The sequence below is a fragment of the Streptomyces panaciradicis genome (genome assembly GCF_023516615.1).
Taxonomy (GTDB): Bacteria; Actinomycetota; Actinomycetes; order Streptomycetales; family Streptomycetaceae; genus Streptomyces; species Streptomyces panaciradicis.
Genome location: NZ_JAMGBF010000106.1, coordinates 57,415 through 69,762 on the forward strand (window position 1 = coordinate 57,415; position 12,348 = coordinate 69,762).

Here is a 12,348-nt window from a genome sequence, read left to right on the forward strand (position 1 = left end):
TAACCCCAGCCGGGGCGCCCGAGAGGCTACGCGGGAGCGCCCAGTTCCGCCCAGACCGTCTTGCCCGCCACCCCCGGGGTCCGTACGACGCCCCAGTCCAGGCAGAGGCGCTGCACGATGAACATGCCGTGACCGCCGGGGCGGCCCGCGCGGTGCGGGGTGCGGGGTGCCGGCTGGCCGGCGCCGTGGTCGGAGACCTCCAGGCGGATCACCTTGTTGTCGAGGGCGATCCACAGCTCGCTGGGGCCCTCGGCGTGCAGGCAGGCGTTGGTGACCAGCTCGGACACCACGAGCAGCACGTCCTCGGCGGCGGCCCGCTGGTCGGCGCCGTCGGCCGGCAGCCAGCCCCACGCGTACAACGCCTGGCGGGTGAAGTCGCGGGCGAGCGGGACGACGCCGCTGGCCCCGTCGAAGCTCAGCCGGCGGACCTGGCGCCCCCCTGACGACACGGACGCCGCGGACGACGCGGCAGCCCCCTCGGCGGACGCCCCGGTCGCGGGCGCGCCCCCCTCGGACGTCCCGGAAGCGCCGCTTGGCTCCGGGCCGCGGTCGCCCGGCGGGTAAGGCCGGGTGGTGCTCATCAGCGCTTCACCTCACCGATTCACCAGTTCACGTTTCAAAGTCTGTACGTGGCTCGACGGCTTTTCCTGTCGGTATGCCGTCTTCTTCTTTCGTTTTCCCTCGTTCGCCCACCGCGTCCGCCGACAGGCTCAGGATGTCTCCTGCCCGACCGAACCGGCAGAACACCCCCTGTTTCGGCACGGAAAGCGTGACATCCGGAAAGTGCCGGTCACACGGGGGCGGGCGGAACGGGCCCGGCGCCGTGCCGGGCCCGCCCTGCCGGGGTCAGCCTGATTGGTCGGCCAGGGCCGCCTCGAGCGTGTCGTGGACGGTGAAGACCGCCTCCGCTCCGGTGATCTCGAAGACCCGGGCCACCACCGGGAGCATCCCGGCGAGGTGGACACCGCCGCCGGCGGCCTCCGCCTTCAGCCGGGCGCCCAGCAGCACGTTGAGGCCCGTGGAGTCGCAGAACTCCAGCCGTGAGCAGTCCACGACCAGCCGCTTGAATCCCTTGGCGAGGCAGTCCTCGAGGGGCTCGCGCAGCAGATCGGCCGTGTGGTGATCCAACTCACCTGCCGGCGTCACGACTGCACTGGAGCCCTCTTCCCTGACCTCCACCAGAAGCCGGCCAGACTGTGCGCTGCCGACCGTCCCGCGGTCCATGCCGTCTCTCTCTCCCGACGTCGTGGCTGCTGACGTACGCCCTCGAACACTACGCCTTCCTCACACTTCCCGACACCCGAACAACCCCCCACAAACGGACATAACCGCACGTAACGCACTTGCGGCGGGTGTGGAAAAGCGGGTAGGGCTAGTAGGGATACGTAACCGACACGGCCGGCTTTGGAGGCGCCGCACACCGCAGTGCACGCACTGGCTTCGGCAGCCATATGCCGAGAACGATGGAGGACATCATGTCACCCCGGCTCGACGCACCGCATACCCGGCAGGCGACGTCGACACCCCCTCCGGAACATCTTGCTCCCATCGAGAGCATCGAGAGCGCCGAGAACGACGGCCCCGTCGGCACGGACGCACTCGCCGGACTCCCGGAGATCCCGCCCTACGACGAGGTGGGTCCGGTCGACGCGCGTGCGCTGTCGAAGACCCTCTTCGCGCGACTGGAGTCCCTCGAGGAGGGCACGTACGAGTACGCGTACGTGCGCAACACCCTCGTCGAACTCAACCTCGCCCTCGTCAAGTTCGCCGCCTCCCGATTCCGTTCACGCAGTGAGCCGATGGAGGACATCATCCAGGTCGGCACCATCGGCCTGATCAAGGCGATCGACCGCTTCGAACTCTCTCGGGGCGTGGAGTTCCCGACTTTCGCGATGCCAACCATCGTGGGTGAGATCAAGCGCTTCTTCCGCGACACCTCGTGGTCCGTGCGGGTCCCGCGCCGGCTGCAGGAGCTGCGGCTCGACCTGGCCAAGGCCGGGGACGAGCTGGCCCAGCAGCTGGACCGGGCGCCCACGGTCGCCGAGCTCGCGGAGCGCCTGGGCCTGACCAAGGACGAGGTCGTCGAGGGCATGGCGGCGTCGAACGCCTACACCGCCTCCTCGCTGGACGCCCAGCCGGAGGAGGACGACGCGGAGGGCGCCCTCGCGGACCGGATCGGCTACGAGGACCACGGCATCGAGGGCATCGAGTACGTCGAGTCCCTCAAGCCGCTGATCGCCGAGCTCCCCGCCAGGGACCGGAAGATCCTCTCGCTGCGCTTCGTCGCGGGCATGACCCAGTCGGAGATCGGCGACGAACTCGGCATCTCCCAGATGCACGTCTCCCGGCTGCTGTCGCGGACGCTGGTACGGCTGCGCAAGGGGCTGACGCTGGAGGAGTAGATCCGCGCGGGCTCCGGGGCCGGCCGGCCCGGGGGCGGCGACGCCCGGCACCCGATGTCGCAGGCGCCGCCCCGAGCCCCTCATGGGTTACCCAGAGAAACCCTTTCCCCAGAGCTTCGTTTCCACCACTATGGGCCCCCTACCTGCCGGTAAACCGGATTCGGCGGAACGCGGCGGGATGCCGGAAGGGGGCCTGCAGATGGCCGGGGCCTACGGGACCGACAACGGCGTCGCGACCGAGGGCGGTGCGTACGCCGACGTGCCCGACGCGCGGCTGACCGAGCTGCTGCGGGCCCGCACCGCCATCGTCTACCCGGCTCTGCGCGAGCTTCGCGCCCGCCATCAGCCCGCGGTCCTCGCCTACACGCGCCTGTGCACGGCGAGCGAGTCCGCGGCCCGCCAGCTGGCCTCCCAGGCCTTCACCCTGGCGGCCCGTCAGACGGCCCGCGGCACCGAGCCGTCGGTCCCGCTGCGGCACGAACTGCTGCTGCTGACCGGCCGGCTGGCGGCCTCCTGGGCCGGTGACGAACGGGCCGCGGGCCTGGACCCCTCTTTGCTGTTCGCTCTGAGCACCTGGGGCCCGCAGACGGTTCCCGAACCGCCGATGCTCGCCGCCTTCCGGTCCCTGCCCTCCCGCGCGCAGGGACTGGTCTGGTACGGCGTGGTGGAGCGCGAGCCGGAGCCGCGGACGGCCCTTCTGCTCGGTCTGACCCGCGAGGACGTCGCCCACGAGACGCCCTCGGCCCTCCAGGCCATGGCCCAGGCCTGTCTCCGCTCCCGCCTCGCCGCCTCCGGCGACCCGCGCTGCGGGAACTTCGGCCGGCTGATCGAGGAGGCGGTACGCCCGTACCACCCGCGTGAGAGCGCCGACCTGCGGGCCCACATGATCCACTGCGCCCACTGCACGGCGGCGTACACGGACCTCGCCGCCCTGCGCGACTCTCCGCGCACAGCCCTGTCGGAGGGGCTGCTGCCCTGGTCGGGCACGGCCTACGCCACCCGCGCCATGACGGCCGCCGAGTCGAGGGCAGGGGCCACCGGGCGCGCCGGCGCCGGGCGGCGGCGGTCGAGGTCCGGCGGACGGTCCGGAGCCCTACCGCCGCTCGCCCGGGTGCCGTTCCTCGTGGGCCCGGCCGCCTGGCCCGCCTCCCGGCGGTTGCTGCTGACCGCCGTCGCCCTCGGCGTGGCATTGACCCCGGTGCTGGTGTTCACGCTGTCGCGCAGCGGGGACGCGCCGTCTCCGGCACCGGGAGGGCCGGCGGGCACCGTGGACACGCCGACGGCTCCCCCGCAGGCGACGGTCGCCTCCACCCCGCCCGCGCCCTCCCCCACCGCGCCGTCGTCCTCGGCGGCGCGGAGTCCGGCCCCGTCGCGGTCGGCGAAGCCCCGCCCCTCCTCCGCCCACGCCCCGAACGGCACCTACGCCCAGATCGTGAACGCCTCGACGGGCCGCTGCCTGGACATCAGCGGCGGCGACCTGAGCAACGGCACCAACGTCGTCACGGCGCCCTGCTCCGGGGCCGACACCCAGCGCTGGCGGGTGGACGCGGCGCGCGGCATCGTGCAGTCGTACGCCGACTCGGACTTCTGCCTGGACAGCCGGGGCTCCGTGGACCGGGGCGTCGGCATCTGGGACTGCGGTTCGCTGGACGGCGACCACGGACAGAACCTGCGGTTCACGGTGGACTCCGACGGCCTGATCCGCCCCGCGATCGCCGTCGGGACGGCCGTCACGCCGGGCGGCGGAGACGGTGTGTCGCTGCGGCCGCTGAGCGGAGGCCGGGAGCAGCGCTGGCGGGCGGGGGCTTCCTGACCTCGCCGGTCAGCCCTGGCGCACGCCCCGCCGCCACACGTCGGTGACCAGCGGCACGCCCGGGCGGTAGGCCAGGTGGACGTGGCTCGGGGCGTCGAGGACGATCAGGTCGGCGTAGGCGCCCGGGGTGAGCCGGCCGACGTCCGTGCGGCGGAGCGCCGCCGCGCCGCCCGCCGTGGCCGACCAGACCGCCTCGTCCGGGGTCATGCCCATGTCCCGTACGGCGAGGGCGATGCAGAAGGGCACGGAGGACGTGAAGGACGAGCCCGGGTTGCAGTCGGTGGAGAGGGCGACGGTGACGCCCGCGTCCAGCAGGCGGCGCGCGTCGGGCCACTCGGCGCGGGTGGAGAACTCGGCGCCGGGCAGCAGGGTGGCGACCGTGTCACCGTTCGCCAGGGCGTCGACGTCCGCGTCGGTGAGATGGGTGCAGTGGTCGGCGCTGGCCGCGTCGAGTTCGACGGCCAGCTGGACGCCGGGGCCGTAGGAGAGCTGGTTGGCGTGGATGCGCGGGTGGAGGCCCTTCGCCTTGCCCGCGGTGAGGATCGCGCGGGCCTGGTCGCCGTCGAAGGCGCCCTTCTCGCAGAAGACGTCGATCCAACGGGCGTGCGGCGCGCAGGCGTCGAGCATCTCGCCGGTGACGAGGGAGACGTAGGCGGCCGGGTCGTCGGCGAAGTCGGGCGAGACGATGTGGGCGCCGAGGTAGGTGACCTCGTCGGTGTGCGCGGCGGCGATCCGCAGGGCGCGGGCCTCGTCGGCGACGGTGAGGCCGTAGCCGGACTTGGTCTCGAAGGTGGTGGTGCCCTGCCGCAGGGCCTCGGCGAGGTAGCGGGTGAGGTTGGCCTCCAGCTCCTCGTCGGAGGCCGCGCGGGTGGCGGCGACGGTCGTGCGGATGCCGCCGGCGCTGTAGGAGCGGCCGGACATGCGGGCGTTGAACTCCTGGGTGCGGTCGCCCGCGAAGACCAGGTGGGAGTGGGAGTCGACGAAGCCCGGCAGGACCGCGCGGCCACCGGCGTCGACCCGGTTGTCAGTGGCGGGTGCTTTGCTTGATGCACCGGTCCACACGACCCGGTCGCCCTCGATGACGACGGCCGCGTCCCGGATCAGACCGAGCGGGGAACCGTCACCTGAGGAGGGGGAGTTGGTGACCAGCGTGGCGATGTCGGTGATGGCGGTGCTGCTGCTCATGGCGTCCTCGTGGGTGGTCGTCAGGCGCGGAGGGCTTCGATCGCCCGCGCGAGGGCTTGCGGCACATCCGGTACGAGGGTGTGGGCCCCGTCGCGTACGACGTGCCGCCCGCCCACGATCGTGTGCCGTACGTCCGCTGCCGTCGCCGCGAATACGGCCGTCTCGGCGCCGAGCCTGGGCAGCGGCCCGGCCGTCCTGACCGAGTCGAGCGCGATGGTCGTCAGGTCGGCGAGGGCCCCGGCCTCGATGGTGCCCGCCTCCTGCCAGCCGAGGGCCGCGTGACCGTCGGCGGAGGCCGCGCGCAGCAGTGCCGCGGCGGTCCAGTGACCCCGGCTGCGGGTGCGCAGCCGCTCGTTCAGCTCCATCGCGCGGGCCTCTTCGAACAGGTCGATGACGGCGTGGCTGTCGGAGCCGAGGCTGAGCGGGGAGCCTGCGGCCTGCAGGGCGGGGGCGGGGCCGATGCCGTCGGCGAGGTCCCGTTCGGTGGTCGGGCACATGCAGGTGCCGGTGCCGGTGCCGCCGAGCAGGGCGATGTCCTCGTCGGTGAGGTGCGTGTTGTGGACGCCGGTGGTGTGGCGGCCGAGGACGCCGTGGTCGGCGAGCAGCCGGGTCGGGGTGCAGCCGTGGGCGGCCTGGCAGGCGTCGTTCTCGGCGGTCTGCTCGGACAGGTGCACATGGAGCGGGGCCTGCCGCTCCTCGGCCCACCGCGCCACGGTCGCCAACTGGGCGGCGGGCACGGCCCGTACGGAGTGGACGGCCGCCCCGATCCGCGCGTGGTCCCGTTCCTTGAGAAGTGAACAGCGTTCGGCCCAGGCCTCGGCCGTGCCGTCGGAGAAGCGCAGCTGGTGGCTGTCGGGCGCCTCGCCGAAGCCGGAGGACAGGTAGGCGGTGTCGAGGAGGGTGATGCGGATGCCGGCCTCGGCGGCGGCGGCGACGAGCGCCTCGCCCATCGCGTTGGGGTCGGCGTAGCGGGTGCCGCCGGGGGCGTGGTGCAGGTAGTGGAACTCGCCGACGGCGGTGACGCCGGCGAGGGCCATCTCGGCGTACACGGCACGGGCGAGCGCGTGGTAGCTGTCCGGGGTGAGCCTGTCGGCCGTGGCGTACATGACCTCGCGCCAGGTCCAGAAGGTGCCGGAGCCGACCTGGACCGTGCCGCGCAGGGCGCGGTGGAAGGCGTGCGAGTGGGCGTTGGCGAGGCCCGGGAGGGTCAGTCCGCGCAGGATCTCGGCGCCGGGCGGCGGGCCGTCGGCGCCCGTGCGGACGGCGGTGACGCGGCCGCCGTCGATGCTCAGGACGACACCCGGCTCGACGTGGGTGCCGAGCCAGGCGTGCTCCAGCCAGTACGTCCGCGTGGTCACCTGCAGGCCAGTCCTTCCAGTACGTCGGCGAGGGCGAGCACCCCGGCCACGCAGTCGTCCTCGGCGGCGTGCTCGGCCGGGGAGTGCGAGACGCCCGTGGGGTTGCGCACGAACAGCATGGCGGTCGGGATGCGCCCGGAGAGGATTCCGGCGTCGTGTCCGGCGCCGGTGCCCAGCACCGGGACGCGGAGGTCGGTGTCCTTGCCGAGGATGCGGGCGAGTTCGTCGCGCAGGGCGTGGTCGAACTCGACGACGGGCGTGAAGGACTCCCGGACGACGTCGAGGTCCACCCCGTGGGCGGCGGCGTACTCGCGGGCGGCCTTCTCCACGCCGGTGACCACGAGGTCGAGGGTGTGCTGGTCGGCGGCGCGGGAGTCGAGCCAGCCACGCACCAGGGACGGGATGGCGTTGACGCCGTTCGGCTCGACGGCGATCTTGCCGAAGGTGGCGACGGCGCCGGCCAGTTCGGCCTCGCGGCGGGCGGCGAGCACGGTCTCGGCGTACGACAGCATCGGGTCGCGGCGGTCCACCAGGCGGGTGGTGCCGGCGTGGTTGGCCTCGCCCCGGAAGTCGAAGCGCCAGCGCCCGTGCGGCCAGATGGCGCTCGCGATGCCGACCCGGTCGCCGGACAGGTCCAGCGCCCGGCCCTGCTCGACGTGCAGTTCGACGAAGGCACCGATCCGGGCGAGCCGCTCGGGGTCGGCGCCGATGGCGTCGGGGTCGTATCCCGCGGCCTCCATGGCCCGCGGGAGGCTCACGCCGTCCGCGTCGGTCAGCCGGTGGGCCTGCTCGACGGTGAGCTCGCCCGCGGTCAGCCGGGAGCCGACGCAGGCGAGGCCGAAGCGGGCGCCCTCCTCGTCACCGAAGTTGACGAGGGCGAGGGGTTTGGTGAACTCCACTCCCCTGCGGCTCAGTTCGTCGAGCGCGGCGAAGGAGGACACAACGCCGAGGGGCCCGTCGAAGGCGCCGCCGTCGGGCACGGAGTCGAGATGGGACCCGGTGACGACGGCGTCCCCGGCGGCGGGGTCGCCGAGCCAGGCCCACTGGTTGCCGTTCCGGTCCACCTCGTAGGCGAGCCCCCGCGCCTCGGCCTGCTCCCGGAACCACTCCCGGCACTCGGCATCGGCCCCGGTCCAGGCGAACCGGCGGTAGCCGCCGGAGGCGGAGCTGCGGCCCAGGGGGAGCAGCTCCGCCCACATGCTCTGGAAGGTCACGCGTCGTCACCCTCGCGCATCGGTACCCGTACGCCCCGCTCGTCGGCGACCGTCTCGGCGATGTCGTAGCCGGCGTCGACGTGGCGGATGACGCCCATGCCGGGGTCGTTCGTCAGGACGCGGCGGATCTTCTCGCCGCCCAGCTTCGTGCCGTCGGCGACCGTCACCTGACCGGCGTGGATGGACCGGCCCATGCCCACGCCGCCGCCGTGGTGGAGGGACACCCAGGAGGCGCCGGAGGCGACGTTGACCATGGCGTTCAGCAGCGGCCAGTCGGCGATGGCGTCGGAACCGTCGAGCATGGCCTCGGTCTCGCGGTAGGGCGAGGCCACGGAGCCGCAGTCGAGGTGGTCGCGGCCGATGGCCAGCGGGGCCGCCAGCTCGCCGCTCGCCACCATGTCGTTGAACCGCTCGCCGGCCTTGTCCCGCTCGCCGTAGCCGAGCCAGCAGATGCGCGCGGGCAGGCCCTGGAAGTGGACCCGCTCCCCGGCCATCTTGATCCAGCGGGCGAGGGACTCGTTCTCCGGGAAGAGCTCCAGGATCGCCTTGTCGGTCTTGGCGATGTCGGACGCCTCGCCCGACAGCGCGGCCCACCGGAAGGGGCCCTTGCCCTCGCAGAACAGCGGGCGGATGTAGGCGGGGACGAAGCCGGGGAAGGCGAACGCCCGCTCGTACCCGGCCAGTTGCGCCTCGCCGCGGATGGAGTTGCCGTAGTCGAAGACCTCCGCGCCGGCGTCCATGAAGCCGACCATCGCCTCGACGTGCTTGGCCATCGACTCACGGGCGCGCGTGGTGAACCCGGCCGGGTCCTTGGCGGCCGCGTCGGCCATGTCGTCGAAGTCGACGCCGAGCGGCAGGTACGCCAGCGGGTCGTGGGCCGAGGTCTGGTCGGTGACGATGTCGATGGGGGCGCCCATGGCGAGCAGCTGCGGGACCAGTTCGGCGGCGTTGCCGAGGACGCCGATGGACAGCGGGCGGCGGGCGTCACGGGCCTCGGTGGCCAGCTGCAGGGCGTGGTCGAGGGAGTCGGCCCTGACGTCCAGGTAGCGGTGCTCGATGCGGCGCTCGATGGCACGCGGGTCGCAGTCGATGCAGAGGGCGACGCCGTCGTTCATGGTGACGGCGAGCGGCTGGGCGCCGCCCATGCCGCCGAGGCCGGCGGTGAGGGTGATCGTCCCGGCGAGGGTGCCGCCGAACTTCTTCGCGGCGACGGCGGCGAAGGTCTCGTAGGTGCCCTGGAGGATGCCCTGGGTGCCGATGTAGATCCAGGAGCCGGCGGTCATCTGGCCGTACATGGTCAGGCCGAGGGCCTCCAGGCGGCGGAACTCCTCCCAGTTGGCCCAGTCGCCGACGAGGTTGGAGTTGGCGATGAGGACGCGCGGGGCCCACTCGTGGGTCTGCATGACGCCGACCGGGCGGCCGGACTGGACCAGCATGGTCTCGTCCTGCTTGAGGGTCCGCAGCGTGCGCACCATCGCGTCGAAGGAGCGCCAGTCACGGGCCGCCTTGCCGGTGCCGCCGTAGACGACGAGCTTGTCGGGGTGCTCGGCGACCTCGGGGTCGAGGTTGTTCTGCAGCATCCGCAGGGCGGCTTCCTGCTGCCATCCCAGGGCGCTCAGTTCCGTACCGCGCGGCGCTCGGACGGGGCGGGGTCCTGACATGGTCTGCCTCCTGAGTGGATTGCTCGCAGCGAACCGTTACTACGACTATTCACATCCTCGCCCGCTGAATAGGACTAGTCAAGAGAACCGGCGGGCAGCGAGGACTCGTCCCAGGTGTTTGGCTGGACGCATGGGCGCGGGTGACGACACGACGGGGGACGGTGTGGGCTACGACAACGGCGGGCGGACGGACGGCGCCGCGCGGCGCGACGACGCGGTGCGGGCGGCCGTGGAGCAGGGGCTCCTCGGACCGGACACCCCCATCCTCGGCCTTCTGGACGTCACGGGCATCCGCGAGTCGGCGGCCGAGCTGCGCGCGGCGTTCGACGCGGTGACGGCGCCCGGCACGCCCGTGCTGCACGCCTTCGCGGTGAAGGCGACCCCGCTGGTGCCGGTGGTGCGGCTGCTGCGCGAGGAGGGGCTGGGCGCCGAGGTGGCGAGCCCGGGCGAGCTGGCGCTGGCGCGGGCCGCGGGCGTGCCGCCGCGGCTGACGGTCCTGGACTCGCCCGCGAAGACGCCGGCGGAGCTGCGCGAGGCACTGGCCCTGGGGATCGCCGTCAACGCCGACAACGCCCAGGAGCTGGCGCGGATCGACGGCCTGATGCGCTCGGCGCACAGCGCCTCCCCCCTCGGGATCCGGGTGAACCCGCAGGTCGGCGGGGGTTCCATCGGGGCGACCTCGACGGCCACCGCGACCTCGAAGTTCGGCGTGGCGCTGCGCGACGAGGGCGCGCGGGAGTGGGTCGTGCGGGCGTACCGGGACCGGCCGTGGCTGACCCGGCTGCACACGCACACCGGGTCGCAGGGCATCCCGCTGTCGCTGATGGCGCAGGGCGTGGCGGAGGTGTTCGCGCTCGCCGAGGAGATCAACCGGAGCCTGGGCCGTCCGCAGATCGACACGCTGGACATCGGCGGCGGGCTGCCGGTGAACTTCGGTTCGGACGAGTCGACGCCGACGTACGCGCAGTACGCGCGGCTGCTGAGCGAGGCGGTGCCGGGGCTGTTCGACGGGCGGTACGGCCTGGTGACCGAGTTCGGGCGGTCGCTGCTCGCCAAGCACGGGACCGTGGTGGCGCGGGTGGAGTACGCCAAGAGCGCGGGCGGGCGCCCGGTCGCCGTCACGCACGCCGGCGTGCAGGTGGCGGCGCGCACGGTGTACGTGCCGGGCTCCTGGCCGCTCAGGATCGCCGCGTACGACGCCAAGGGGCGCCCGAAGGAGGGGCCGGCGGTGGTGCAGGACGTCGCCGGACCGGCCTGCTTCGCGGGCGACCTGCTGGCCGAAGGGCGGGCGCTGCCGCTGCTGGAGCAGGGCGACTACGCGGCGGCGCTGGACACCGGCGCGTACTACTTCGCGCACCACTACGCCTACAACTCCCTGGCCAGGCCCGGGATCTACGGCTTCGCACCGGACGGATCGGGGGACGTGGCCTTCGCGACCGTACGCCCGGCACAGCGGGTGGACGAGATCGTGGCCGAGGCCGGAGGAGCGCACGCGGGCGCCCTCACCACCCTGCGCGCCCCCGACCGCCGTTGACGCGCGCCGGGGTGGTTGTGGTTCAACTGCCCTGAAACGGAGGCGAGCCGACCCACCTTAGCCGTCCGGAGCATGTTCCACCGGAAAATGCCATATCCCTCACCCGTAGCGCACACGTTGCGTAGTTTCGCTGTCACTCAGCCGAACCCCAGGCGGGAGGGGAGCCACGGTGCCCGGAATCGACGAGTGTCTGCTGGAAGCCATGCGACTGCCCGGTGCCCGGGGCGCCGCGCTGATCGACTGGACCAGCGGGCTGGCCCTGGGCAGCGTCGGGGAGGCTCCGGGCGGCGACCAGGAGGTCGCGGCGGCGGAGGCCGCCGAGATCGCCCGGCTGGCCGCCGAGCAGCGCGCGTTCGCGCCGGACGACGATGCCGGCTCCGGACCGGCGGCGGACGCCGACCCGCCGGTCGAGGACCTCATCGTCAGCAACCGGGACAGCTACCACGTGCTGCGGTTCGTGGGGGCGACCTTCGACGGCAGCGTGTTCCTGCACCTGTGGCTGGCCCGCGCCGAGGGCAACCTGGCGATGGCCCGCATCCGGCTGGGCGAGATGGCCGAACGGCTGGTGCTGGCATGACCGCCGTCCACACCACCGAGCCGCCGCGGCTGCCGGTGCGCCAGAAGGTCGCCGCCGCCGAGCGCGGCTGGGGCGGCGTCTCGCCGATGCTGACCCGGCTGGCCGCCGAGCGGGCCACCGGCATCCTGTTCCGCGAGCACGGCACGCTGCACCTCGCCGACGGCCTCGTGGTGCACGCCGAGAGCCCGTGCGCGCCCGGTCTGGAGACGCTTCTGACGGCCCACGGCACGCTCGCCGTGGAGGTCTGGCGGCAGGCGCTCGGCGAGACGGACGACGACCACCAGGCCGGGCACCTCGCCGGGCTGCGCCTGGTCGACGCCGGGCTGCTCACCCTCGGGGCCTTCGAGCTGTGCCGGCTGACGGCGCTGTACGACGCGGCGTACTTCGTCCTCGCCCCCAGCTCCACGCCGGGCCGCTTCCGCTACGGCACCGCTCCCGCCGCCGGGCACCGGGCGGTGCGCCGCGTCCCCGTGGCCGCCCTGGAGCGCGAGACGCTGCGCCGCCGCGACCTGCTGCACCGCATCTGGCCGGACGCGGCCACCGACGAGGCGCCGCTGGCCCGCACGGACCTGCCCGCGGCGCCCGCGCTCACCCGCCGCCAGCG

Annotated in this window: 11 protein-coding genes; 5 read left to right on the forward strand and 6 right to left on the reverse strand. The window is 73.4% G+C overall.

The genetic code is table 11. The features are described 5' to 3' along the window. Positions 1 to 26 precede the first annotated feature (26 nt). Together M8J74_RS30215 and M8J74_RS30220 are read right to left on the reverse strand one after the other, a co-directional pair. A complete protein-coding gene (locus tag M8J74_RS30215) occupies positions 27 to 581 on the reverse strand; it encodes an ATP-binding protein (RefSeq protein WP_249839483.1) in 555 nt (184 codons plus the stop codon). A 265-nt stretch (positions 582 to 846) separates the two neighbouring features. Next, complete coding sequence (locus M8J74_RS30220) at positions 847 to 1,224, reverse strand: STAS domain-containing protein (RefSeq protein ID WP_058924921.1); 378 nt, start codon at positions 1,222 to 1,224, stop codon at positions 847 to 849. A 251-nt stretch (positions 1,225 to 1,475) separates the two neighbouring features. On the opposite strand from M8J74_RS30220, the gene M8J74_RS30225 reads away from it, so the two are divergent. Then, complete coding sequence (locus M8J74_RS30225) at positions 1,476 to 2,402, forward strand: RNA polymerase sigma factor SigF (RefSeq protein WP_372500318.1); 927 nt, start codon at positions 1,476 to 1,478, stop codon at positions 2,400 to 2,402. Between the two features lie 199 nt (positions 2,403 to 2,601). Then, positions 2,602 to 4,215, forward strand: coding sequence for an RICIN domain-containing protein (locus M8J74_RS30230; protein ID WP_249839485.1), 1,614 nt, complete (start codon positions 2,602 to 2,604; stop codon positions 4,213 to 4,215). A gap of 9 nt (positions 4,216 to 4,224) precedes the next feature. Here the strand turns inward: M8J74_RS30230 and hutI are convergent, their stop codons facing one another. The 4 genes from hutI to hutU are packed head-to-tail and all read right to left on the reverse strand — an operon-like array spanning position 4,225 to position 9,633. Continuing rightward, complete coding sequence (hutI, locus tag M8J74_RS30235) at positions 4,225 to 5,400, reverse strand: imidazolonepropionase (protein ID WP_249839486.1); 1,176 nt, start codon at positions 5,398 to 5,400, stop codon at positions 4,225 to 4,227. Positions 5,401 to 5,420: 20 nt separating this feature from the next. Further along, positions 5,421 to 6,764, reverse strand: coding sequence for a formimidoylglutamate deiminase (locus M8J74_RS30240; RefSeq protein ID WP_249839492.1), 1,344 nt, complete (start codon positions 6,762 to 6,764; stop codon positions 5,421 to 5,423). Further along, a complete protein-coding gene (locus M8J74_RS30245; RefSeq protein WP_249839487.1) occupies positions 6,755 to 7,972 on the reverse strand; it encodes an allantoate amidohydrolase in 1,218 nt (405 codons plus the stop codon). The genes M8J74_RS30240 and M8J74_RS30245 overlap by 10 nt, the downstream gene beginning before the upstream one ends. After that, entirely contained in the window at positions 7,969 to 9,633 is a 1,665-nt protein-coding gene (gene hutU, locus M8J74_RS30250; RefSeq protein ID WP_249839488.1) for a urocanate hydratase, read from the reverse strand. The genes M8J74_RS30245 and hutU overlap by 4 nt, the downstream gene beginning before the upstream one ends. 130 nt (positions 9,634 to 9,763) lie before the next feature. Between hutU and M8J74_RS30255 the strand changes: the two genes are divergently transcribed. From M8J74_RS30255 to M8J74_RS30265, 3 genes are all read left to right on the forward strand, one after another. Beyond that, complete coding sequence (locus M8J74_RS30255) at positions 9,764 to 11,167, forward strand: type III PLP-dependent enzyme domain-containing protein (protein WP_249839489.1); 1,404 nt, start codon at positions 9,764 to 9,766, stop codon at positions 11,165 to 11,167. Positions 11,168 to 11,336: 169 nt separating this feature from the next. Further along, positions 11,337 to 11,744, forward strand: coding sequence for a hypothetical protein (locus M8J74_RS30260; protein ID WP_058924913.1), 408 nt, complete (start codon positions 11,337 to 11,339; stop codon positions 11,742 to 11,744). Beyond that, on the forward strand, positions 11,741 to 12,348 hold a 608-nt coding region (locus M8J74_RS30265), incomplete at its 3' end, for a transcriptional regulator (protein ID WP_249839490.1). The genes M8J74_RS30260 and M8J74_RS30265, both read left to right, overlap by 4 nt.